The sequence below is a fragment of the Sphingomonas sanxanigenens DSM 19645 = NX02 genome (assembly GCF_000512205.2).
GTDB lineage: Bacteria > Pseudomonadota > Alphaproteobacteria > Sphingomonadales > Sphingomonadaceae > Sphingomonas_D > Sphingomonas_D sanxanigenens.
Genome location: NZ_CP006644.1, coordinates 4073033 through 4095421, shown reverse-complemented (window position 1 = coordinate 4095421; position 22389 = coordinate 4073033). Strand labels below are relative to the sequence as shown.

The window sequence follows — 22389 nt, the reverse complement described above, 5'->3', positions numbered from 1 at the left end:
CCGGCCGCCTGCGGGAGGATTCGACTTAGTCGGACGCCTTGAGGTTCTGTTCGACGGCCTCTTCCGGTGTCAGCGTCGGATCGTTGAAATCGATCTGATTGCTGACCTTCGACGCACCCTTGCGCGGCTCGTCGTCAACGGCCGGATGCTTGGTGTCGATGCGCTCGACGATGGTCGGCTCGATCAGCGCGCCCGAAGCGGCAACGTCGGTGGCCGGCTTCAGCTTGTCCGGCTCCAGGCCGGCGGTGTCGGGCTTGCCCGGCACGTCAGACAGCTTCACGCCGCTCGTGTCGACGGTCTTCTTCACGGTCATGGATCTTCTCCTGTGGAAGGGACGGCGCCGCACGGCGCGGCGCCGTGGCCGATCAGGCCATCTTCAGGGCGCGCATGTATTCCGGGTTCTGCACGCCCCCGCCGACCCGCTTCGTGGTGTAGAAGTGGACGAACGGCTTGTTGGTGAAGGGATCGCGCAGCACGCGGATGCCGATACGATCGATGACCAGGTAGGTCGCGGCCATGTCGCCGAAGAGGATCGGCACCAGGCCGGTGGCGACGTTCGGCATGCCCGGCACCTCGATCACCGGATAACCGGCCAGAGTCGAGGGCTCGCCCGCGACATAGGTCGGCTGCCAGATGTAGTTGCCCTGGCCGTCCTTCAGCTTGCGCAGGCGGCCAAGGGACGAGCGGTTCAGATAGAACTTCGCCATGCCGTTGCGCTCGCTCGGGAGCGAATAGACGAGGTCGATGATCTCGTCGGTCGTGATCGCCGCCGCAGCAGCCGCAGTGGTGAGCTGGATCGCGCCGAAGGGGTGCTTCGCCGCATTCGCCGCACCGGTGACGTAGGTCAGGATGCCGTCGGGCTTGTTGACGCCGTTGCCCGACAGGAACGCGATGTTCTCCTGAATGGAGAACTCGCCGTCGACCTCGTCCGAGAGCCACTGCTCGAGGTCGATCGCCACGTCGTCGAGCGCGGTCTGGGTGATCGCCGGATTGGCGTAAAGCTCGCCCGTGTTGAACGTCAGCGAGGTCAGGCCCGGGGTGGCGGTCGCCGGACGCGCCGCCGTTTCACCGACCCAGCCGGAGCCGATCACGCCGTCGTTGTAGACGCGCGAGAAGCCATTGCCGCTGATCGAGATGACCTGCGCATTGGCGCGGATCGGCGACAGCAGCTTGAGCTTGTTGGTGACGGTGCGATCCCACTCGACCGGCGCGAGATAACCGCCGTCCGCCGCGGTGCCGACCGACATGGCCGCCGAGACATCGCCGCGGCGCATGTGCGCCTTGAAGGCGGCCACATATTCCGGGTTGGTCGGCTCCATGTCGCCGGGCGCGCCGCCGAGGCGGTTCGCGGCGATGAGGGTGGCCTGCTCGTCCAGCGCCTTCTCCAGCTCGACCAGCGAACCGTTGATCTTGTCGAGCTTGTCGTTGACGACGACGTCATCGGCCTTCTTGCCGAGGTTCGCCTCGATGGTGCCCTTGAACTCTTCCCAGCCCGCCTGGATCTGGGCGATCAGCGCGGCGGGATTGGAGGCGTCGGCGCGGGGTGCGGCTGCCACGGCACGCGGCACAGCGACGACGGCACCGGCCGCAAGAAGCGCGGCGGTCGAATAATGCTTCATTCTGGTGCTCCCTATGAGCGGGTGGATGCTGCCAGACGGGCGAGCGCGCCCATCAGGTCGGTATCGGCAGCGCCCGGCGTGCCGTCAGGCTCAGTGGCAGCGCCTGGCGTGCCCTTGAGGTTCTTGATGCGGGCGCGCGCATCGCTGCGCGGCATGCCCCCGGCGACGAGCGTCAGCTCCATCGCGCGAATTTCGTTGATCTCGCGGTCGGCCGCCTTGGCGTTCTCGTCGACCTTGATCTGGTCGGACGGCAGCAGCGCATCAGCGAAGCCGCGCTCGATCGCAACGGTCCCCGACATGTAGGTCTCGGCATCCATCCAGCGCGCGACCTGTTTGCCCTCGGCGCCGGTGCGAGCGGTGTAGACATCGACCATCGCTTGGTCGAACGGCGCCAGCCATTCGGCCGTCTCCGCCATGTCGTGCCGATTGCCGACCGCCATGACCCAGCAATTATGGATCATCATGAAGCTGGCGGCGCCGATCTCGATCGTGTCGCCGGCCATCGCGATGATGGAGGCGGCGCTCGCGGCCATGCCCATGATCTTCACGGTGATCGGCTGCGGATGCTCGCGCAGGACATTGTAGATGGCGATGCCCTCGAACATGTCGCCGCCCGGCGAGTTCAGATGCACCTCTATCGGCTTGGCGCCGATCGCCCGGAGCTGCGCGCCGATCTTCTTCGCCGTGATGCCGCCGCCCGACCAGAAATCCTCGCCGATGATGTCGAACATGGTGATGACGTTGTCGTCGATCGCCAGCGACCGAACGCCGGCGCCGTCCTCGGACCAGCGCTCCAGCACGTTCGGCTTGGTCAGCGCGGACACGGTGCGGTCGCCCGGCAGCGGCATGGCGCCAGGACGTTCCTTCGCAAAGACGGGGAATCGGTTGGCCATGCTACTCTCCCTCGGCCGGCGGGGTGGCCGCCGTCTGCCCCCAGGCGGGCTCATCGCCGCCTGGGATCTTGTTCATGTTCATCTTCTCGCGCGCCTCGTTGGGGACCATGAAGCCCGCCGCGCCCGGCCCACCGAGCGCCTTGGACAGGAACTCGGACTGCTCCTTCAGCGACCCGCGCAGCAGCGCGCCCTCGTTGAACTTGGCGAAGTAGACCTCTCGCTCCGCATCGGTCAGCAGATCACGCGCAATGGCCTCTTCCCACGCGACGAACCAAGGCATCAGGCAGTAGGTGACGAGGAACAGGCCAAGCTGCTCGATGCCGCTGCCCCAGCTCGTTTCATCGAACATGAGCAATGGGCGCGGGACACCGGTAAAGCGTGAGACTTCCTCCGCCTGATACTTGCGCTGCTCCAGCCCCTGCGCGTCCTTGCCGCTCATTCCGAACGGCGCCGGCTCCATGCCTTCCTCAGCGACGATCCATTTCCCCGCGTTCTCCGGGCCGCTGTGACGCTGCTCGAATTGCGTCGCGAGGTTTGCGATGGCTTCCGGGCTCAATTGCTTCGGATGCTTCAGCACGCCCCCGACGTAGGCGCCATGACGCATCAGGCGAGCCGCGGCATTGTCGGCGGCGTCAGCGAGACCCAAGGCCTCGGCGGCAACCTTCAGCAGAGCGTCACCGGTGAGCCCATTGGACGACAGCGGCGCGCGCAGGTGGAAGACTTCGTCTTGGTCGAGCGTCACTCGATGGCCGTCGGTGCGCGTCCATTTGAACGTTTTGCGCCACTCCGCCGAAAGCGTGACCTCGACCTTGCGCGGATCCATCGGGATCAGCGCCATGGTGCGCCCGCGCGACCGGACCTTGTAAGCAAACCCGTCCCCATGCAGCAGCGCCTTCGCCTGCATGTAGCTCTTGAACTCGAGCGGTGTTTGGTAGCCGTTCGGCTTCGCATGCAGCAGCCCGAACACAGGATGCTCGCGGGCCTTGCGGTGATCGCCATCCGCCTCGCGCTCGAACAGGTGGAGCGGCAGCATGCCGACCGCCGACGAGATCAGATTGATTGCCCGAAAGAACGTTGCGTTCCGCAGAGCGCCGCGCTCGGTCACCGGCCGACCAGCAGCGTTGGCAATGCCGTCTCGCAGGAAGTCGGGCAGATTGGGATCGTTCAGGTCGAAGGTGGAATAGGCCTGCACGCCCGGCGCGACGACTGGCGGCGTTGCTGCAGCCGGCGGTGCGACTTCGCCGCCAAGCCATGTCGCGATTCGATCGATAACGCCCACTGTCAGAACGCCAGCACGCCGCGGGTTTCATACACCGACCGTTGAGAAATCTGCGTCGTCATAGCCGCTCCTATCGCCATGCACGCCGCAACAGCCGCGTCGATCTTGTTCGTGGCGCGCTCTTTGGAGAGCCACCGGTTTTCCCATTTGTCCTCGTCGGTGACGGCGGACATCATCGCGGAAATGAAGACCGGGTTGCGCCGAAAGCGGACGCGCCCTTCGAGGATTGCCTCTTCCATGATCCGCAGGGAGCCAGGAAACCACAGCCCCTCGGGATCGCGCCCCTCCGCTTTTGCGGTCTCCCGCATCGCCTCGGATGGCTTGCCCTTTTTGGTGCCGCCTTGCGGGTGCTCAACGAAGGGAAGCGACAGCCCAAGCTTGTGACATTCGTCCTCGAGCCGGCGGAACGCGTACCGGTCATAAGCCACCATGCGGATGTCGAAGTCGTGCGCATCTTCCGCGAGCGCCTGGGCTACATGGTCGAACCGGATGCTTTGCCCTTTGGGCGCGTGGATGAAGCCGGCTCGGGCCCATTCCTCGTAGGGTTGCTTGTCTCGCAGCGCGCGGGCCGCGATCGTGTCGCCCGGCGTCCACGCTTCCACCCAAACATCAAACGTCGGCTTGGCAATGGTCCGCTTTTCGCCATCGATCTCCACCTCGCGAGCAACGCTACCAGTCTCGACGGCGCACGCCTTCACGGTGATGTCGCGGCTCTGCGAAAGGTCGAGCGCGACCGAAATTGGTTTGCCGTGGTGCTCGGCCGGGTCGAAATCCGCGATGCAGGGCTCGAGCGTTTCGCGTGTGATCCATGCGGTCTCGGCGTCCGTCCACTGGCAGAAGTGCAGCCGCATGATGCCGTTGAGCTTGCCCGGCATCGCCTTCGCCTGGGCGACGACGCCGGCGAGGTAATCCTCTGTGATCGTCACCCCCAGCAGCGGGTTGGCCTTCGGCCAGCAGGCGGGATCCTCCAGCGGGTCGTCGCCCGGGTCGAGCGCGCAGACGTAGCTAAAGGTGGTGTCGTCGATCGGCTCGCCGATGTAGGGCGCGTCCCCGTCCTTCGCGTCGTAGTTGCCGGCCGCGACCTTGACCGCGTGTTCGTGCTCTTCCCAGCAAACCGAGTTGCGGTCGCTGCCGCTGTTCGTGATCATGAACAGCAGCGGCTGGCGGCGGAACTTGAAGCCGCGTTCAAGCATCTCCATCACGCCGCGGTCAGGATGTTCGTGCACCTCGTCGCACAGCGCGAAGTGCGGACGGGGACCCGAGCCGGTGCGCTTTGCCTCCCGGCTGATCGGACGGAAAAAGCTGCTCTTCGCCAGATAGGCGAGGTTGTAGACCCGGCCGGCGCCGCCGCTCTGCTTGATCCGTTTCTTCAGGTCGGGCGACTTGTCGACCATGTTCACGGCGTCGCGAAACAGGATGCCCGCCTGGTCCTTCGTCGCGCCGGCCGCGTAGATCTCGGCGCCTGCCTCACCGTCGGCCATCATGCCGTACAGACCGACGCCGCCCGCGATTGGGCTCTTGCCGTTGCCCTTGCCCTCTTCGATGTAGGCGCGGCGGAAGCGGCGGACGCCGCCGTCGCGCTTCCAACCGAATATCGAGCCGACCTTGAACGCCTGACTCTCATGCAGGATCAGCGGCGCGTCTTCGAACTGACCTTCGCTCAGCCTCAGCTTCGTTTCGAAGAAGCGGATAGCGCGATCGGCGCTTTCGAGGTCGAGCGACAAGCCGCGATCGGAGCCGCGATCCAGATCATCGATATGCCGGCGGCATGCATTGCGAACATGCGGCCCCGCGACCACCAGACCCGCCAGCACGCGCTCCGCATAGGCGGTGGCGCGGTCAGCCGAAAAACTCATCCGGTTCCTCGGTGCCGGTGTCGCCGCGGTTCCGCTCGTCGGTCAGGCCGAGCTCGCTCATGTAAGCGCGCATCTGACCGTGCTTCGACGCCGGAAAGCCGGTCGTGTTGAGCCGGAACTCGGCCCATAGCTCGCAGAACGCGATGGCGGCCGGCTCGCGTGATCCATCCAGCCAAGCCGCCGGCTCAATGTAGCGCTTCCACGCCGCCAGCGCTTCGCCCTTCATCTTGCTTGGGCGGGTCAGCTTCCCGAAGCTGGTCACCGCCGCGTCGACCGCCTTGCGCGCGTCCGCCTCAGTGCCGTGCCGGGTGACATTGTTCGTACCGTCGACGATCCGCAACGCGACCGGCTTCGGCTTCGCTCCGCGTGTCGCCATATTGGACCTTCCGGGACATCAATTTGCAAAAATGTGTTTTTCAGGCCCGCCCTAGAAGCGAAGGGCTCCGGACTTTTCATGTCCCCCCGCCGCAATTTTGTTACGCGCAAGAATATTTCAATCCAAACGCACGTAATTTCATTGCGTTGAATAGCAATTCCATATCGTGGGACATTTTGTGTCGAGCGAACGAAATTTTATTACGCCGCAAGGGAAACCGGCAACGGTTCGTCGCATTTTACGCCGACCCGCTTGGACATCATGGCGTCGGTGAAAGGGGAGGCAGTTTTTCGATCGTCACGACGACCGCAACGTCGTCACCCTCACCAGGCTTCCCAACCCATCCGGTCGACCGTGATCCTTGCCATCGCACGTCGAACGATCCGACCAGCCCGAGGCTCGCCATCGCCGTCCTGATCGCATCCGATGCATCGATGACAGTCACTCGGCCCTCACCTTCACACCGCGCTCGACGAGCCACGAGATCGCAGCCTTGAGCCTATCGATGTAGATGTCCTGCCGTGACGGCCGCATCTTGCCGGCCAGCCAGGTCACGAACACAACGCCACCTATCGCGGGGCGCAGCCACCAGCGCGATACGGATCGAAGGGTCACGGTCACACGGGCCATCCATCTAGTCCGATCGCTTGCCGAGGCTTACCGCCGCGCTCGATGCGCTGCTTGTCCCGGTCATGGTGAGGCTTGCACAGGGACTGCAGTTCGCCTTGCCAGAACAGCACGGGGTCGCCGCGGTGGGGGATGACGTGGTCGGCAATGGTCGCCGCCGTGATGCGCCCCTCGCCCTGGCACATCCGGCAGAGGGGCTCGTCTCTTAGCTGGGCAGCGCGGCGCCGTTGCCAGCGCGCTGTCTTGTACCAGCTATCATGCTGGGGCTTACCCGATGTGCTCTGGACGAGTTTTTGACGACCGCCCAAGTGCATCATTGCACCTGCTCGGTTGGGACGAGGCCGGCCACCGTCTTGGGCGCCGCTTCATTTCTCTCGTCTGCCGGTCGTGCCAGCCGCGCCCGTGAAGGCGTACCGACTTTTGCAACATCCGGGCGCAGATGGAAAGCCTCTATTTTGATGGGGATCCGCCAGCCCGGAAAGCACACCAGCACATGGCTGCCCTTGGCGAGTTCCACGATTCCCGACATGCCGGCGAAGGCGCCCTCGGCCAAGCGGACCGCTTCACCTTTTGCGAAGGCGCGTCGATCCTCTTTCGGCTTCTCCCGCTGTTCCGCCGTGCGCAACGGCTCGAGGTTGCGGTCAGAGATCAGCGGGTATCCGCCCATGTACCGGAACACCGAGAAGGCCGGTTGAGCTTTGCGCTCGGTGGCGGCCAACCTGACGAGATCGTCGATCCGATCGGCACGAGCGAACACGAACCGAGAGACCAGTGGCACCGGGTATTGAACACGCTTCCTCGATCGAGGCAGGCGGCGGGAAAGCGTGACAGTCGGTGTCCAGGCATCGAAGCCGGCCGAGACCAGAGACTCCATCAATCGCAGGGTGCTAGGCGCAGCCGTGCGCAGGATGCACCAGTTTCCGTTCTCCATCATGCCCTCCCTGCCGCTTTGTCGGCTTCCAGATATTCCTGAACCGCGAGCCGCCTGTACGCCGCCCGCTCATCCTCGTCGGAGTTCTCGCGCCGAAGGCGGCCCTGGATCCATTCCACAGGATCGCCCGTCGCTTCGGCCTTGGCAGCGCGGATCGCCCTCAACACCCAATCGGGTCCGCGAGCGTTGCGCCACTTCCCGATGATGCTTCGCGAGGAACTGGCGTTCCGGCCGTACTGGCCAAGCAAGGCGACGCCCTCGTCGAACATCGCTTTCACGACATCGATCGGCGGCGCGTCAGCGCCCGATACGTTAGTATCGGAATATACTGTCCCGTCCCGTCCCGTCTTAGCCGTGACATTTCGTGTGACAGGAGGCGTGACAGGTGTGACTTTTTCGCGTGACTGGTCACGGACATGCTCGGTGACGAGAGCGCGTAGGTCACCTGTTGGAATGTTCCATGCCGGCGTGACGCCAACCGCAGCGAGATCCTCGAACATGCGCGATCGATCCGCGCGTTCCCGTGCCTTCCGCTCTGCCGAGGTCGTCCGCGCCTGCCGATCCTGCTGCCGCTTTTCCCAGGCGATCAAAGCCTGCTTGGCCAGCAGCGGGTGATAGAGCCGCCCGTCAGCGCACTTCACCCATCCGTGCAGCGCACCAGCGCGAAGCTTGCGCCACGACTTCACATCCTTTCCGAGATCCGCGAAGCGACACAGAGCCGTATCCTCGTCCGGCAAAGAAGCGGCCGGCACCTGTCCCCATGCAGCCCACCATAGCGTCAGTGCCGCGCGCCACTCGCTGTCCGTTGCGCGCGCGTTGAACTCGCTGCCGAACAGGTGATTGCCCAGCAGGGGCATATACTCCAGCCCGCGCAGATCGCAGTCCGGCGGCGTGAGAGGGTCGGGGAGCGCCGCGTCAGACATAGAAGCCACCATAGTCAGAAGGATCATGCTCGTTGCCGCGGACGGCCTGATATTTGCCGAAGAACCAGCCCAGCGCCTTGCCGGTCGTGCCGTGGCGCGACTTCGGAACGATGAACTCGATGCGGCCGAGGCAGGCGCGCAACTGTGTCTCCCAGTCCGTGTATTCGAGGCTGTCCCGAGGCTTCGTCTTGGGCTCCTCGTTCCTCACGAATTGCTCTTCGCGATGCAGCAGGATGATGGTCGATGCGTCCTGCTCGATCTGGCCGCTGTCGCGCAGATCCGCCAGTTCCGGCTTGTGCGATGCCCGCTTGTGCATGTTGCGGTTCAACTGCGAGAGCGCCATCATCACGACGTTCTCTGAACCTGCCAGCAGCTTTAGGCCCTTGCTGATCTCGGTCGCGGATTCGTAGGCTGACATTCCCGCGCGCGACGGCTGCATGAGCTGGAGATAGTCGACTACGACGAGCATCAACTCTGTGCCCTTCGCTTGGAACCGGCGGCGTTGCCGGCGGATCACGCGGCGCAGCTTGTCCACGGTCATACCCGCGGCGGGAACGACCTCGATCGGCAGTTCGCTCAGCTTCTCCGCGGTGCGCGTCATGCGCATCATGTGCTCGCCATCGAGCGACTGGTTGCGGATCCCGCGATGATCGACCGCCTGGCCGATCAGGGTAGAGGCGTCAGCGATGGCACGCCGGGCGAGCTGCACGCCGGTCATCTCCTGACTGATCATGAGCACGCCTTGGCCGACCTGCGCGACGCCGATCGCGTAGCTGCTGGCGAACGCCGTCTTGCCCATGCCGGTCCCGCCGGCCACGACTACAGTGTCGCTGGTCTCCAGTGTTCCAGTGACATCGTCGAGCGACTTGATCAGGCCGCTGCGCACGCCGTGGATCGGTTTACCCCAATCAGCGATGACCTGGGCGGCATACTCGCCGAGCGTGCCATGCTCCTCGGTTTGCTCCGCCTCGGTGATGACGGCAACTGCTTCGTCGATGTGGGTCGCCAGTTCGAGCAGCGGCACTTCGATCGTGCGCGCAGATGCGATGGCATCTTGGAGGCCAGCGACCAGCCGCCGACGCTTCGACAGTTCGACGAGGTGGTCGACATAGCCACGGATCCGGGATCGATCCCGCGATGCGTTGATATCGGCGCCAGACAGCCGGCCGAACATCTTGCCGCTGATCCAATCCTCATCCTCACGAAAGAAGGGTTCGAGCGTGATCGCTTCGACCCGGCGGCCGGAGGCATGTTCCGCAATCATTCGCGTGAAGATCCGGGCGTGAAGCGCGGCTGAGAAGTCCACCGCTCTTACCTCGTCTGCCGCCTGTTCGATCAGCTTGTTGTCGGCAATCAGTTCCTCGATCAGGTAGAGCTCGGCCTCGGGGTTGCACAGCGCGCGAATAGCCGACGTTGCCAGCGGCTCGATCGGCAGGGCGCCCCCCATCTCTTCATCAAAGGCCCCGCTCATTTGCGGATACCCCGCAACTGGTCGTTCCAGTCCTTGAACTCAGGGGCCGGGAACATCGTGCGCACCCCGAAGCCGCGTTCGGCCAATGCCTCGCCAGCCTTCTTCACCGCATCGTGCCCGGCCTTGTCATTCTGGCCGGCAATGACGATCGAGCGGACCTCAGGCGGGAACTGCACCTCGGGCATCATGGCAGTGCCGAGCGCGACCCAGACGCGTCGAGCCGGCATCTCCTGCGCCAGCGACAGGCCATCCTCCGGCCCTTCAGTGATGATGACCTCGCTACGGGGATCGTCTGGCGGCAGCAGGCCGACGCCTTCGTTGGCCCATGCGTCACGAACAATGGCATGATCCAGCCGCAGCGCACCGCCCCGAATACGCCCGAGCGATTTCTTCGGCTTCCTCATGCTGGCCTTGGCGTGCCCGCCCTTGGCGAGAAAGATGCGTTGGAGACCAATGACCTCGCCATTGCCGTCCGTGACCGCGCCGATCAGCGCGGGAAGGTCAGGGCCGACCTCGCCGTTCTCCCGATCGATCCAGGCGTAGACCCGCGTGAAGCGGATCGACGGTGGCAGCGGCATGATGATGCCGCGGCTGCGCGCGTAGACCTCGGCGGGCGAGTCGGCCGCCTCCGACGCATCATCCCAGATCCGACGCGCCTCAGCGATGGCAGCTTCGCGATCGGCGGCGTCCTCTTCAGTGCGGCGCGCCCGCTCGGCGGGGTCGACCTCGGCATACGTGCCGCCTTCGATGTCGCGCAGCGCGTCCATGAACGACAGCCCGGCTTTCTTGACGAGGAACTTGATGACATCGCCGAACGCCCCACAGCCGAAGCAATAATAGGTGGCCTTCGCATCGTTGACGCGAAACGACGGTGACTTCTCTTTGTGGAATGGGCAAAGCCCGCCCAGTTCCCGACCGAAGCGGGTCAGCTTTGTATAGCGCCCAGCTACATCCGATAGCGCAACCCGCCCGCGCGCCGCGTCGACCCGCCGCCGGAACTCGGCGTCGTCCTGCCCGTGCCGCCCCCGCGCCAAGTTACGCTGCCTCAGCGGTGGCGTCCTCAGCGCCGCCAGGATCCGGCGGCGCGAAGAAGTCGTTAGGTTGCACCTGCCCGCCGGTCGCGATTGCAATGGCCGCCATCATCTTCCCAATCGGGATGCGAGCGCCCTTTGCATACCGCTCAACCGTCCGCCGGTGCTGAGCGCCGATTTTGCGGGCGAACTCCGCGTAAGAGATGGAGTTCGCTGCCAGATAGTCGGAAAGCTTCATGCCTTCTTTGTAGCCATCATGGCGACATTTGCAAAGGGGGGTGTCGCCATAACGAAATCCCCTAGCCGAAGCGTAGCCAAATGGCTACATGTTGCACAGCACAATGGAGCGAGCAATGCCGAACAGAATCCGCGAAATTCGCAACGCCAAGGGCCTGACGATGCGGGATCTGGCCGACAAGATGGGGGTGCACTTCACCACTCTCGCCAAGATCGAACGCAGCGAAAGGCGGCTGTCCCTTGAATGGATGGAACGCATCGCGTCTGCGCTCGAGGTTACGCCCACTGAATTGATCGAAGCACCGGTCAAGCCTCAGTTGCGAATGGTTCCGCTCATCGGCAGCATTCCCGCCGGGCCGCTGCGTCTGGCGGTGGAAGACCCAATGGGGATGGTGCCCGCTGTGGGCGGCGGGCCAAACGCGTTCGCGCTTCGGGTTTCGGGCGACAGCATGGATCGCGTCTTTGGTCCCGGCGCAATTGTGCTGATCGATCCGGACGATATCGCTTTGTTCGACGGCAAGATTTACGCGGTTCGCACCGGTGAGGGCGAAGCAACCGCAAAGCGGTTCCGCAACAATCCGCCACGCTTGGAACCGGACTCGGCCAACCCCGATCACAAACCGATGTTACTTGGCGCTGAGCCTTTCCAGGTTGTCGGCAGGATCTTCATGTTCATGAACGAAGTGTGATGTAGCCGATATGCCTACAGAAAGCGTTTGACCGTTTGTAGCCATATGGGCTACTCAGCTCCCTGTCGGGTGAGCCGGAAGCGCAGACCCCGACGCGCAGGGAAGTAAAGCGCGCTAGCCACGGCAGCCTCCGCAGATCTCCCTGTCCACGCTGGGGAGAATGTGCATGGCTGGTGACAGCTCAGATACTGCAAGCCGCGCCCGCGCCGGCTTCGAGACCATCAACGCCGGTGCGCCGCGCATCCGCGCCTACGACAACCTGAAGGCAGCGGCAGACCGGATCAGGCCGGATACGGGCGGCGCGTGGGAGGCCACCACAGCTGCGATGGCCGCCGCGCTCCGCGCAGTGGACACTGCTCCGAACGACGACGCGGCCGAACTTGCCACGCAGATCGAAATAGCTGCCGGGCGCACTCTCCTAGCCGTCCCGGCATCCACACCGGAACAGATGATCCGCAAGCTGCTGACCGCTTTCATGACGGTCGACGGCCACCGCTGGGACAGAAGCGATGTCAATGACGGCGACATCCGCGCGCTCTTCGACGAGGCGCAACTGTTCCTGACGGGGCGCGATGGGCCGCAAGAGGCCGCGACGGCGCGCGAGCCCTCCTTCATGTGGCAGCATGGCGAGTTGCGCGTCGCCCTCCAGCAGGTTGGCGCCGTCCTTGAAGCCGCGACGCAGCAAGAATGCTCTCTGCAGTGCAGCCTTCTGATCACCGCCGGACTGGACCTCGTGTCGCACGCCCTTGCCGAAGACGACAGGTCGGATGCTGCGGAGGCAAGCCAATGAGCGCCACACGACGCGCCGTTCTCGGCGCAATCGCGCTCGCGCCCGCCGCAGCTCTTCCGGCTGCCGCCACTACCGCGCGGGCATCAGGATGGGCGAAAATACTCGCCGCCTATCGTAAGGCGGAAGCCGACCGAAAGTCATTCGAGCGCGATATCTATAAGCCAGCGCTGCGGGCCTACGACCGGGATGTCGCGGCGATCCCGCATCACACCATGGCTTATGATGCGATGGGCGGCCGGTGCATACTCTCGACACGAGATGCCGCCGATGTGAAGTTCGCCCGATCTTTCAGCGCGCCACTGGATGACGGACGTTCGCCTGATAGCGCGTCGGTGCGGAAGGGCCTCCGTCTCAACGAAAGTTGGCGAGACGACATGCTGACCTTTGTGGCGCAGGCTGACCTGCGCGACGCGAAGCGGCACGCCTTCCACGAACGGCACGGGCTGGACGCTATCGACGCTCAATCCGGCGTCCTTTGCGATACCGAGTGCGAAGCGTTGGAAGCAGCCATTCTTCACCCCGTTACGACGATCGCCGAACTCAACGAAAAGATGGCGATCATCAACGAGACGGAAGGCTTTGAACTGGGGTTCACCGCCCAGGCGATCACTGCCGACATCGCCCGCCTCGCTGCGGCCGGGAGGGCATGATGGGAGAGTTCCGTAAGGCGCTGGCCTCATACCGCGACGCGAAAGCTGCCTATCGAGCGTCCCGCGGCGAAGTCGCTGCGGAGGCAGCGGATCAGGTTGTGATGAGCCGGTTCACGGCGCTGCAGCAAGTGCCGGCAGCGACATTCAGTGACGTTCACACCAAGCTCGAAATTATCCTTTCCGAGATCGTGGATTGGTCGGGCGGCACACTAGAAGCCGCGCACCTGCAACCGGTGCTGGATGATCTTAGGCGGTTGGCGGGAGGTGCGTCATGCTGATCGCCCGCATCATCGCCGAGCTTGAGTGTCAACGGCGGAGCAAAACCCGGCCAGCGGGGCGGAGTAAAAGCAGGCCAGCGGTCGAGGCGTGATGACGATATGGAAAGGGCCCCGATCGGGGCCCTTTCCATATCGTCGCGACCGTTTTCTCCCGGCTATGGCGACGGGATCTCGCCGGTGTTCGGGTCGGCCGACACGGTGGCCTGGTTTTGCTCCGCCCTTCTGGCTGATCGCCGGCCGGCGGACTGTTTGAGGCGGTAGCTGTCGCCGTTCATGGTGAGGATGGAGACGTGGTGGGTGAGCCGGTCGAGCAGCGCGCCGGTAAGCCGTTCTGAGGCGAGGACCTGGGTCCAGTCCTCGAACGGCAAGTTCGACGTGATGATGGTCGAGCCGCGCTCGTAGCGCTGCGACAGCACCTCGAAGAGAAGTTCGGCGCCAGTCGCCGACAGCGGCACATAGCCGAGCTCGTCGACGATGAGCAGCTTCACGGCCGCCAGTTCCCGCTGGAGCTTGAGCAGGCGCCGCTCGTCGCGCGCCTCCATCAGCTGGTTGACCAGCGAAGCGGCGGTCGCGAAGGCGACGGTGAATCCCTTCTGGCAAGCAGCCAGGCCGAGCGCGAGAGCGACGTGCGTCTTGCCCGTGCCGCTGTTGCCCAGCGCAATGACGTTCTCCCGCCGAAGGATATACTCCGAGCGAGCGAGCTCGAGCACCAGCATCTTGTTGAGGCTGGGGATGGCTGTGAAGTCGAAGGTGTCGAGACTCTTCACCGCCGGGAAGCGGGCGGCGCGGATCCGCCGCTCGACCGTGCGCCGCTCCCTGTCGATGAGCTCAAGCTCGATGAGGCGCAGCAGGTAGCGTGGGTGGTCGACACCGTCGCGAGCGCATTCGCGCGCGACCTTCTCATATTCGCGCAGCACGGTCGGCAGCTTGAGCTGCTTGAGGTGGTGGGCGAGCAGCACCTGGGGTGTCCCGCCGGTCGTGCCGGTCGGCATCTTGTCGCCGGTCATGCCGCCAGCACCCCATAGTCCGCCGCCCGTGTCGTCTTCACGTCCGTCCGGGGCAGGTGCGGATAGGCGGCCAGATCGAGACGGGGCGGTCGCCGTTCGATACGCGCCAGCGCGATGAGCTTCACCGCGTCGAAGCCGATGGCGCCGAGCTGCACGGCCTGCGTCACCGCGTCGGTGACGACGGCGAGCGGCAGGGCTTCGAGCAGCCGCAGCACCTGGATGAACTCGCGCTTCCCCTTGGTGCCCATACGAGCTTCCAGAAGGTGGCGCAGATGCTGGAAGATCTCGGGCAGATCCCAGCCCTGCAAGGCGGCCGCCTGGTCGAGCGCGCCGGGCTTCTGCTCGATGAGCGCGAGATAATGCAGCGGGTTGGCGACGAATGCGCCCTCGCCATAGCTGCGCGGATGCCGGGCGATCTCCTCGCCGGCGATGCTGATGACCACCTCGTCGACGAACCCCTTCACCAGGACGTCGCGGAAGCCATAGACGGTTGGCACCGAATAGTCGTTGGTCCGATAGCGCACCAGCGCGGTCGACGATACGCGCGCCGACCGCTTCTCGCACGGCTCCAACGGCACCGCCGGCAAGGCCCGGAAGGCCTGCCGGTCGGCGACGAGGCGCTCGGCGATGGTGTCGGCATGGCGCCCGGCATGCCCGTTCTGTCGAGCCAGGCAATCCTTCGCCAGGCGCTCGTTCAACTCGTCGAAGCTGCGCGCTACCGGAATGGGCACCATGAACATCGCGCGGGCGTGCTTCACCAGCGCTTCGACCTTCCCCTTGTCGTTGCCCTTGCCGGGACGACCGAAGCGGTCGGCAAACAAATAGTGGCTGACCAGCTCGGTGAAGGCCCGCGTGCGCTCGCGCTTGCCGTCGCCGCAGATCCTCGCCACCGCGATCTTCAGATTGTCGTAGAGGATGGACAGCGGCACGCCGCCGAAAAAGGCGAAGGCCGAAACATGACCGTCGAGGAACGCCTCGGTCGTCTCGCGCGGATAGGCCTTCACGAAACACGCATCTGAGTGCGGCAGGTCCATGCAGAAATAATGGACCTTCTGCCGCATGCCGCCGATCTCTGCCCACGCCTCGCCGAAGTCGACCTGGGCATGGCCCGGCGGGTGTGCCAGCGGCACGAACGTCTCGCGGCTGCGTGCGCGGCTCTGCCGGACATAGTCCTTCACCACCGTGTAGCCGCCGCCATAGCCATGCTCGTCGCGCAGCCGCTCGAAGATCCGCTTGGCGGTGTGCTGCTGCTTGGCCGGCGACAGGCGATCCTCGCGCAGGATAGCGTCGATGACCGGCAACAGCGGACCTAGCTTCGGCTTCTCCGGCGGCTTCGTGCGCCGGTAGCCCGGCGGCAGCGAGAACGCGCACATCTTCGCCACCGTGTCCCGGCTCAGACCGAACGCCTTCGCCGCCTCCCGGCGGCTGTGACCTTCCACGAACACAAAACGCCGAACGGCCGCGTAACTCTCCAAGGCAAACATCCCCGCCGCCCCAAAACGAGCAGCTTACCACTGGCAGGATTTCTCTCCGCCGCACCGGCACCTATGCCGGCGCTCCCGTGGCCGGGTTTGTCACCGCCCTACACAGGCAGGGGCCAGCCAGCGGCAGCGGCGTTGTGACATCGTTCATCGCAGGCCCTGTTCGCGGTCGTAGCGGGACAGGTCCGGCGCTTTGGGTTCGCGTGCGAAGGGCTGTGGGGACGTTGCTGCCAGATCGCTTTCGGAAGCGCAGATTATCGACGCAAACGCTAGGCACGCCCGCCAAGGAAGGATGTCACAACGTTGAGCACATCTCAGCGCTGTTGCCGTTCTGGTCGCTCCGGGGCACTATGGCGACGTGCAGTTAAACCGGGCCGATCTCGCTGACTTCAGCTATTTCCTTGCGATCGCGCGGCATCGCAGTTTTCGGCGCGCGGGGCTTGAAGTCGGTGTCAGCGCGTCGGCGCTGAGCCATTCGCTTAAAGGCCTGGAAGCCCGGCTCGGCGTGCGCCTGCTCAATCGGACCAGCCGCAGCGTTACGCTGACCGCTGCAGGAGAGGAGCTGCGCGCGGCGATCTCCGTGCATTTCGATGCAATCGGCACGGCAGTGGACGTGCTGAACCGCTACCGCGACGACCCGGCCGGTCGTATCCGGCTGAATGTCCTGGAACATGCGGCGACGATGTTGCTCGCACCAGCGCTGCCGAGCTTCATCGAGCGCTATCCCCAGATCGAGGTCGACGTTTTCGTCAGCAATCACATGGTAGATGTGGTGGAGGCAGGTGCGGATGCCGGCATCCGCTACGGCGGAACGGTGCCCGAGGACATGGTGGCGCAGCGGCTCTCCCCCGACATGCGCTGGGTGGCAACGGGTGCGCCGTCCTATTTCGAGCGGTTCGGGACCCCGCTTCACCCGAACGATCTCATGTCGCACAATTGCCTTCGCTTCCGCTTGGGCGATGACAGCCGGTATGCCTGGGAATTCGATCGCGGCGACGAGAATTTAGCCGTGGACGTGCCCGGCGCGATCACGATCGACAACAGCGCGCTGGCGCTGGATCTCGCCCGGCGCGGCGCGGCGATCGCCTATGTGCCGGAGCCTCTGGCATTGCCCTACGTGGAACGTGACGACCTGCGGGTTGTGCTTGAGGACTGGGCGTCGGACGGCCCGGGCTTCCATATCTATTATCCTGGGCGGCGGCAGCTGCCGACAGCACTTCGCCTGCTGATCGATCACATCCGGGGCGGCGACTCGCGCTGATCGATCGTTGAACATCGCTCATTGGTTCATCAACGCAGCCCCGTCTAATTCATCACGTCGACGCTCACCATAATCGTCTTGTCCGGAAAATTCGGACAACTGGATGAAGGTGGGATTGCATGGCGATCGGCGTCGATCTCGAATTTGCAGAAACGCATCCAACGACGCGCGCAGGCAGCGGCGGTTGGGGCGCGGTGGTTGCCCTGACCCTGTGCGTTGCGACGCTGATCGCGTCGGAATTCATGCCGGTGAGCATCCTCACCCCCATCGCCAACGACCTACGACTGACCGAAGGCGCAGCGGGCCAGATTATTTCCGTGTCCGGCCTGTTCGCGGTCTTGGCGAGCTTGACGATCACGTCGCTGACCCGTGGCCTCGATCTCCGCACGCTTCTCCTTGGGCTCGCCGCGCTGATGCTCGTGTCGGGCGCCATGGTTGCGTTCGCGCCAACCTATGCGGTGCTGATGGCCGGCCGCGCGCTGCTCGGCATCGTCATCGGCGGCTTCTGGTCGATTTCGGCGGCGACGGTCATGCGCCTGCTGCCCGAGGACCAGGTGCCCCGGGGACTGGCGATGCTGAACGGCGGTAATGCTCTGGCGACCACGATTGCGGCCCCGCTCGGCAGTTTCCTGGGCCAATATATCGGCTGGCGCGGCGCGTTCTCCATAGTTGTTCCACTCGCGGCGCTCACCTTCGTCTGGCTGTGGCGCACGCTCCCTGAGATGCCGTCACAGCGCAGCACGCGTGCCGCCAGCCCGCTGGCCGTGCTGCGGCGGTCCGAGGCGCGGGTTGGCATGGTCGCGGTCGCACTGCTGTTCATGGGCCAGTTCGCGCTCTTCACCTATCTGCGGCCGTTCCTCGAAGGCGTCACGCAACTCAGTGTCTCGCTACTCTCACTGGTCCTGCTGGGCATGGGCGGGGCGGGCCTCATCGGCACCTGGCTGATCGGGCGAACCGTGACGCGGAGCCTTTCCGCCACTTTGATAGGCGCGCCGCTAGCGATGGCGGCGATTGCTATCGGTCTCATCGCGCTGGGCACGATGTCGCTGCCCACCGCGGCGCTGCTCGCCGGCTGGGGCCTGATCGGGACGGCGCTCCCGGTTGCCTGGTGGACGTGGCTCAGCCGCACCCTCCCTGACGATGCGGAAGCGGGTGGTGGATTGATGGTCGCCGTCATCCAGCTTGCAATCACGCTGGGTGCGGCTGGTGGCGGGCTGCTGTTCGACGCAGCGGGCCACCGGGCGACCTTCCTCGCCAGCGCGGTTCTGCTCGCGGGCTCGGCCCTGCTTGGCGTGCTCTGCAGCCGCAAGCCCTCGCTTTCATGAACGATCGATTTCGGAGAAACCAGATGAACATCGAACCGCAAGCCGATAGCAGCAGCCGGCTGACCCGGCGCGGCATCCTGCAACTCAGCGGGGCGGCGGTCACCGCGACCGGCGTGGTGACGCTACCCGCAACGAGCGCCTTCGCCGCGCAAGGCAGCGCGAACTGGGACAAGGTGTTCCCGAAGAGCAGCCGCGTGGATCACCGCAAGGTGAGCTTCAGGACCCGCTACGGCATCACGCTGTCCGGCGATCTCTATCTTCCTAAGGATCGGGGAGGCGGTCGGCTGCCGGCATTGGCGATCAGCGGTCCCTTCGGTGCCGTGAAGGAACAATCGTCGGGGCTCTATGCCCAGACGATGGCGGAGCGCGGCTTCGCGGCGATTGCGTTCGACCCATCCTTTACCGGTGAGAGCGGCGGCGAGCCGCGCAACGTCGCCTCGCCCGACATCAACACGGAGGATTTCGGCGCCGCGGTCGATTATCTCGGCCTCCAGTCCTTCGTCGATCGCCAGCGCATCGGCGTGATTGGCATCTGCGGCTGGGGCGGGATGGCATTGAACGCGGTTGCTGTGGACAAGCGCGTCAAGGCGGTCGTCGCGGTCACGATGTATGACATGACCCGCGTGATGTCGAAGGGCTATAACGATAGTGTCACGCTTGAAGAACGCACCAAGACACCGGAGCAACTGGGCCAACAGCGCTGGCAGGATGCCGAGCGGGGAGCGCCCGCTTACGGCCCGCCGATGAACGAGCTTAACGGCGGCGAGGCGCAGTTTCTGGTCGACTACCATGGCTATTACAAAACGCCGCGAGGCTTCCATCCGAGGTCGGTGAACTCGAACTCCTCGTGGACGGTCACCAACCCACTGTCGTTCATGAACATGCCGCTGCTGAGCTACATCAAGGAGATCGCGCCGCGGCCGATGCTGCTGATCCATGGCGAGAAGGCGCATTCGCGCTACTTCAGCGAAACTGCCTTTGCCGCCGCTGCCGAGCCGAAGGAACTCGTGATGATACCCGGTGCCAACCACGTCGACCTCTACGACCGTGAGGACAAGATCCCGTTCGACCGGATCGCCGCCTTCTTCAGCCGGGGACTCTGACCATGATGAAATCGATTCTGGCCGCTGCGAGCCTCGCAAGCGTTTGGCTGCCGAGTGCAGCGGATGCGCAGGTGCAGAAGACATCGTCCCGACAAGGAGTGCCTCTCGTGCAGATTGATCATAAATCTGAATTGAAGACCATCGACGGCCCGGCGGAATATTTCACTGGCAAGGTCACCATCACCGGTCAGTTCCAGCGGCCCGACCCGTCGCGCGTTGGCGGGGCGATCGTGCGTTTCGAACCCGGAGCACGTACCGCCTGGCACGCGCACCCGGCTGGCCAGACGCTGATCGTCACCGAAGGCGTCGGCTGGACCCAGATCGAGGGTGGGCCGAAGCTGGAGTTCCGAGCCGGCGACATCCTCTGGTGCCCGGCCGAGCACAAGCATTGGCACGGCGCCACGCCGCGCGATGCCATGACCCACATCGCAATCCAAGAATCGGTGAACGGCACGCCGGTCACGTGGATGGAGAAGGTAACCGAGGAGCAATATCTTGCCCCGCTCGGCGAGCCGAAGGCGTGAACCGCATGATCCGCGATGAAACATTCACGCTCGCCAATGGCGTCACCACACCGCTCAGGCCTACGGCAACGAGCGTGGCGTTGCCGAGACCGTACGCGCCAGCGGCGTCGAACGAGACGCGTTGTTCGTGACCACCAAGCTCGCCGCGGAGTGCAAAAGCTTTACCACCGCGTGCGAGCGGACGGCTCAGTCGCGATTGCGATAAGCAGCGTGCCAGGCCGCCACCCGGTCGGTCGCATTTTCTCGCAAATTGACGTAGAACAGGCCGTAATCATTGAGGTGATAGCTCCCGGCCAACATGCTGAGCATGTCAGAGAAGCCCTTGGGGGCCGATGGGGCCAATTGCACCTCTAGCATCTGATTGCGGCAGATAGCTCCCGTCAGACGCGGCGTGAGGCTGGCTAGCGGCCCTGCCTTCTGCGGAAATGGTGCCTTGGGCAGCGGAAGGCTTCCCTTGTTCGCGGCCGATGTGCCCGAACCGTCGGCGCGCCAGGTCAGCGGATCGACGCAGATCGCCTCGGGGTCACCTTGTTGACGCCACTTCCCCTGCCACCAGTATTCCTTGCCCTCGATCACCATCCGGGCGAGCCGCCCGCCTTTGCTGGCGTTGTAGGACAGCACACATCCGGTCTGACGCGGGTTGTCGCACACTGGCACACCGATATCGGCGAACGCGCGCGGGACATAGCCGCCGATCAGGTAAGCGGCGACCATGCGCCCCTGAAGCGGCGTGCCGATGATCTCGCGCTGCAGCAGTTCTACAGCATGGCCGCTGCCCTGGCTGTGCGAAGCGATGATGAATGGGCGCCCATTGCTCTCACGTGCGATGAAGTGGCGGAAGGCGCGGGCCACATCCGAATAGGCGAGACCGCTCGCCTGGCGATCCTCCAGACCCGGCAGCGAGGCCTGCCGGTAATGCGGTGCGAAGAGGCGGCAGCATCCGTTGAAGACGCTCAATTGGCCCGTGAGCACGGACGGTTCCAGCTCCACCATATCGTCTGCCGCGTCGAATGGCGCATTCCAGACCGTCTTGTCGGAGAGGGTCGTTGGATGAACGAAGAAAACATCGGCGGGCGCGTTTGCCTCATTGACTGCCGTCAAACCGGGAGGCGTCGATCGCTCAAGGCCGTTTCGTCCGGGATAAGCCAGCCAGGCGTTCGGGCGGGCATAGTTGGGCGCGGGAGGGGTGGCCGATGCGTCGAACGGTCGTGGCGGAGTGCCTCCGGCACACGCCGCTAGGGCAAATGCACCCGCGAGGGCGGATATCAACCAGAGCGGATTGCGCGCTCGGGATGTTATGTAGGAACCATTCATACTATACGTGTCTACCTACCGTAAGGGAAATCTATTGATTTGAGAAACTGGTGTTTTTCTACGTGAGAATCGTGAAAGTGTCAAAAATTTGACAGCAGTTGTCAGTGCTGTTGTGTTGTTCAATATAGATTTTGAGTCATGATCATTACGGTTTGGTCGCTGTTAGAGATAGTGATCGATCATAAACAGGACAGAATCATCGGAACGAAGCAGAGGGTCAAGGTTTTTTCGATAGGCCATGGCTTCACCCTTTGTCTCATAGCGAGAGCAGGTTCGTTTGTCGGAGAGTATCAAGTGTATTGAGCCATGCGGCGTGAAGGCTGCCGCGAAGGTGCCGATCTTGCTGCAATGTCTGCTTTGGAACGGGCGGGCCTTTGTCGCTGCAAGCTGCCCGAGAGATGCTTGTGCATCGGGGTTTGCCGGCTTCTCCGTATGCCAGAGGCGCGGGCGGGGGGGGGCAATCTCGCAAATGTGCAGATCGACCACGCCAAGATCGCTCGGCGCGCTCGCCACAGCGGCCCGATTACTCGCCCTCGGTTAACTCGAGGCGGTGGGCTGCGCTGGGCTATGTCGTAGCGAGCGCGATCGTGAGATGGCTACGCTTCATCGCGGCATGCATCGGAATACCCGGCAATCCCGGGGCGCTTTTTCAAATAGGGGAAAATGCCGCAAGATCGGCACCCCTTCGGCATGATCTGCGCCGCTCCTCGCGCCGACTATCTCT

The 22389-nt window shown here is 64.3% G+C and carries 24 protein-coding genes and 1 pseudogene; 8 read left to right on the top strand and 17 right to left on the bottom strand.

The window, feature by feature from the left end; all coding sequences use genetic code 11:
- Nucleotides 1–25: 25 nt before the first annotated feature.
- The 13 genes and pseudogenes from NX02_RS18560 to NX02_RS32575 form a co-directional block, all read right to left on the bottom strand.
- The gene (locus NX02_RS18560; protein WP_025293697.1) at nt 26–313 is read right to left on the bottom strand and encodes a hypothetical protein; all 288 of its coding nucleotides are present in this window, start codon (nt 311–313) and stop codon (nt 26–28) included.
- Between the two features lie 52 nt (nt 314–365).
- Complete coding sequence (locus tag NX02_RS18555; RefSeq protein WP_025295510.1) at nt 366–1619, bottom strand: phage major capsid protein; 1254 nt, start codon at nt 1617–1619, stop codon at nt 366–368.
- Nucleotides 1620–1630: 11 nt separating this feature from the next.
- Nucleotides 1631–2512: a head maturation protease, ClpP-related gene (locus NX02_RS18550; protein WP_025295509.1), complete on the bottom strand. Its 882-nt coding sequence runs from the start codon at nt 2510–2512 to the stop codon at nt 1631–1633.
- A 1-nt stretch (nt 2513) separates the two neighbouring features.
- Nucleotides 2514–3791, bottom strand: a complete 1278-nt coding sequence (locus NX02_RS18545) for a phage portal protein (protein ID WP_025293695.1) — start codon at nt 3789–3791, stop codon at nt 2514–2516.
- Between the two features lie 2 nt (nt 3792–3793).
- Nucleotides 3794–5647 carry a terminase large subunit gene (locus NX02_RS18540; protein ID WP_047099816.1) on the bottom strand — a complete coding sequence of 618 codons (1854 nt, stop codon included), beginning with the start codon at nt 5645–5647 and terminating at the stop codon, nt 3794–3796.
- Nucleotides 5631–5987, bottom strand: a complete 357-nt coding sequence (locus tag NX02_RS18535; RefSeq protein WP_158014072.1) for a hypothetical protein — start codon at nt 5985–5987, stop codon at nt 5631–5633. Before NX02_RS18535 ends, NX02_RS18540 begins: the two co-directional genes overlap by 17 nt.
- A gap of 477 nt (nt 5988–6464) precedes the next feature.
- Nucleotides 6465–6644 carry a hypothetical protein gene (locus tag NX02_RS18530; RefSeq protein ID WP_158014071.1) on the bottom strand — a complete coding sequence of 60 codons (180 nt, stop codon included), beginning with the start codon at nt 6642–6644 and terminating at the stop codon, nt 6465–6467.
- Between the two features lie 319 nt (nt 6645–6963).
- Entirely contained in the window at nt 6964–7584 is a 621-nt protein-coding gene (nusG, locus tag NX02_RS18520; protein ID WP_025293690.1) for a transcription termination/antitermination protein NusG, read from the bottom strand.
- A complete protein-coding gene (locus NX02_RS30845) occupies nt 7581–8504 on the bottom strand; it encodes a DUF1376 domain-containing protein (RefSeq protein WP_025293689.1) in 924 nt (307 codons plus the stop codon). Before NX02_RS30845 ends, nusG begins: the two co-directional genes overlap by 4 nt.
- On the bottom strand, nt 8497–9678 hold the full coding sequence (locus tag NX02_RS18510) for a DnaB helicase C-terminal domain-containing protein (RefSeq protein WP_245648639.1): 1182 nt from the start codon (nt 9676–9678) through the stop codon (nt 8497–8499). Before NX02_RS18510 ends, NX02_RS30845 begins: the two co-directional genes overlap by 8 nt.
- 24 nt (nt 9679–9702) lie before the next feature.
- Nucleotides 9703–9951 (bottom strand): annotated as a pseudogene (locus NX02_RS34095) (DnaB-like helicase N-terminal domain-containing protein); the annotation flags it as partial.
- A 20-nt stretch (nt 9952–9971) separates the two neighbouring features.
- On the bottom strand, nt 9972–11009 hold the full coding sequence (locus NX02_RS18505) for a DUF7146 domain-containing protein (RefSeq protein ID WP_025293687.1): 1038 nt from the start codon (nt 11007–11009) through the stop codon (nt 9972–9974).
- A gap of 1 nt (nt 11010) precedes the next feature.
- Nucleotides 11011–11244 (bottom strand): helix-turn-helix domain-containing protein, encoded by a 234-nt coding sequence (locus tag NX02_RS32575; protein ID WP_025293686.1) that lies wholly within the window; start codon nt 11242–11244, stop codon nt 11011–11013.
- A 115-nt stretch (nt 11245–11359) separates the two neighbouring features.
- On the opposite strand from NX02_RS32575, the gene NX02_RS30835 reads away from it, so the two are divergent.
- The 4 genes from NX02_RS30835 to NX02_RS18485 all read left to right on the top strand — a co-directional run bounded on the left by NX02_RS30835 (nt 11360) and on the right by NX02_RS18485 (nt 13650).
- Nucleotides 11360–11932, top strand: a complete 573-nt coding sequence (locus tag NX02_RS30835; RefSeq protein ID WP_025293685.1) for a LexA family protein — start codon at nt 11360–11362, stop codon at nt 11930–11932.
- A 166-nt stretch (nt 11933–12098) separates the two neighbouring features.
- Complete coding sequence (locus NX02_RS18495; RefSeq protein ID WP_158014070.1) at nt 12099–12722, top strand: hypothetical protein; 624 nt, start codon at nt 12099–12101, stop codon at nt 12720–12722.
- Nucleotides 12719–13372: a hypothetical protein gene (locus NX02_RS18490; RefSeq protein WP_025293683.1), complete on the top strand. Its 654-nt coding sequence runs from the start codon at nt 12719–12721 to the stop codon at nt 13370–13372. Before NX02_RS18495 ends, NX02_RS18490 begins: the two co-directional genes overlap by 4 nt.
- On the top strand, nt 13369–13650 hold the full coding sequence (locus NX02_RS18485) for a hypothetical protein (protein WP_025293682.1): 282 nt from the start codon (nt 13369–13371) through the stop codon (nt 13648–13650). Before NX02_RS18490 ends, NX02_RS18485 begins: the two co-directional genes overlap by 4 nt.
- A 155-nt stretch (nt 13651–13805) precedes the next feature.
- On the opposite strand, the gene istB is transcribed toward NX02_RS18485, so the two are convergent.
- The gene (gene istB, locus NX02_RS18480; RefSeq protein WP_425424012.1) at nt 13806–14657 is read right to left on the bottom strand and encodes an IS21-like element helper ATPase IstB; all 852 of its coding nucleotides are present in this window, start codon (nt 14655–14657) and stop codon (nt 13806–13808) included.
- Nucleotides 14654–16141 carry an IS21 family transposase gene (gene istA, locus NX02_RS18475; RefSeq protein WP_039996352.1) on the bottom strand — a complete coding sequence of 496 codons (1488 nt, stop codon included), beginning with the start codon at nt 16139–16141 and terminating at the stop codon, nt 14654–14656. The genes istB and istA overlap by 4 nt, the downstream gene beginning before the upstream one ends.
- 355 nt (nt 16142–16496) lie before the next feature.
- Between istA and NX02_RS18470 the strand changes: the two genes are divergently transcribed.
- The 4 genes from NX02_RS18470 (at nt 16497) to NX02_RS18455 (ending at nt 20351) form a co-directional block, all read left to right on the top strand.
- Complete coding sequence (locus tag NX02_RS18470; protein ID WP_025293681.1) at nt 16497–17399, top strand: LysR family transcriptional regulator; 903 nt, start codon at nt 16497–16499, stop codon at nt 17397–17399.
- Between the two features lie 119 nt (nt 17400–17518).
- Nucleotides 17519–18724 (top strand): MFS transporter, encoded by a 1206-nt coding sequence (locus NX02_RS18465; RefSeq protein WP_025293680.1) that lies wholly within the window; start codon nt 17519–17521, stop codon nt 18722–18724.
- A gap of 23 nt (nt 18725–18747) precedes the next feature.
- The gene (locus tag NX02_RS18460) at nt 18748–19827 is read left to right on the top strand and encodes an alpha/beta hydrolase (protein ID WP_025293679.1); all 1080 of its coding nucleotides are present in this window, start codon (nt 18748–18750) and stop codon (nt 19825–19827) included.
- A 2-nt stretch (nt 19828–19829) separates the two neighbouring features.
- Entirely contained in the window at nt 19830–20351 is a 522-nt protein-coding gene (locus tag NX02_RS18455; RefSeq protein WP_084717910.1) for a (R)-mandelonitrile lyase, read from the top strand.
- Between the two features lie 186 nt (nt 20352–20537).
- Here NX02_RS18455 and NX02_RS18450 read toward each other — a convergent pair whose 3' ends face one another.
- Together NX02_RS18450 and NX02_RS32570 are read right to left on the bottom strand one after the other, a co-directional pair.
- A complete protein-coding gene (locus NX02_RS18450; RefSeq protein WP_025293677.1) occupies nt 20538–21452 on the bottom strand; it encodes a DUF3089 domain-containing protein in 915 nt (304 codons plus the stop codon).
- Nucleotides 21453–21827: 375 nt separating this feature from the next.
- A complete protein-coding gene (locus NX02_RS32570) occupies nt 21828–22178 on the bottom strand; it encodes a hypothetical protein (protein ID WP_158014069.1) in 351 nt (116 codons plus the stop codon).
- Nucleotides 22179–22389: the final 211 nt, after the last annotated feature.

Coding starts and splice junctions, on each gene's coding strand:
- NX02_RS18490 (WP_025293683.1), top strand. CDS start 12,719: ATGAGCGCCACACGACGCGCCGTTCTCGGCGCAATCGCGCTCGCGCCC.
- NX02_RS18510 (WP_245648639.1), bottom strand. CDS start 9,678: ATGTTCGGCCGGCTGTCTGGCGCCGATATCAACGCATCGCGGGATCGA.
- istA (WP_039996352.1), bottom strand. CDS start 16,141: ATGTTTGCCTTGGAGAGTTACGCGGCCGTTCGGCGTTTTGTGTTCGTG.
- NX02_RS18560 (WP_025293697.1), bottom strand. CDS start 313: ATGACCGTGAAGAAGACCGTCGACACGAGCGGCGTGAAGCTGTCTGAC.
- NX02_RS32575 (WP_025293686.1), bottom strand. CDS start 11,244: ATGAAGCTTTCCGACTATCTGGCAGCGAACTCCATCTCTTACGCGGAG.
- NX02_RS18555 (WP_025295510.1), bottom strand. CDS start 1,619: ATGAAGCATTATTCGACCGCCGCGCTTCTTGCGGCCGGTGCCGTCGTC.
- NX02_RS18465 (WP_025293680.1), top strand. CDS start 17,519: ATGGCGATCGGCGTCGATCTCGAATTTGCAGAAACGCATCCAACGACG.
- NX02_RS18460 (WP_025293679.1), top strand. CDS start 18,748: ATGAACATCGAACCGCAAGCCGATAGCAGCAGCCGGCTGACCCGGCGC.
- NX02_RS18550 (WP_025295509.1), bottom strand. CDS start 2,512: ATGGCCAACCGATTCCCCGTCTTTGCGAAGGAACGTCCTGGCGCCATG.
- istB (WP_425424012.1), bottom strand. CDS start 14,657: ATGACCGGCGACAAGATGCCGACCGGCACGACCGGCGGGACACCCCAG.
- NX02_RS30845 (WP_025293689.1), bottom strand. CDS start 8,504: ATGTCTGACGCGGCGCTCCCCGACCCTCTCACGCCGCCGGACTGCGAT.
- NX02_RS18540 (WP_047099816.1), bottom strand. CDS start 5,647: ATGAGTTTTTCGGCTGACCGCGCCACCGCCTATGCGGAGCGCGTGCTG.
- NX02_RS30835 (WP_025293685.1), top strand. CDS start 11,360: ATGCCGAACAGAATCCGCGAAATTCGCAACGCCAAGGGCCTGACGATG.
- NX02_RS18495 (WP_158014070.1), top strand. CDS start 12,099: ATGGCTGGTGACAGCTCAGATACTGCAAGCCGCGCCCGCGCCGGCTTC.
- NX02_RS18485 (WP_025293682.1), top strand. CDS start 13,369: ATGATGGGAGAGTTCCGTAAGGCGCTGGCCTCATACCGCGACGCGAAA.
- NX02_RS18455 (WP_084717910.1), top strand. CDS start 19,830: ATGATGAAATCGATTCTGGCCGCTGCGAGCCTCGCAAGCGTTTGGCTG.
- nusG (WP_025293690.1), bottom strand. CDS start 7,584: ATGATGGAGAACGGAAACTGGTGCATCCTGCGCACGGCTGCGCCTAGC.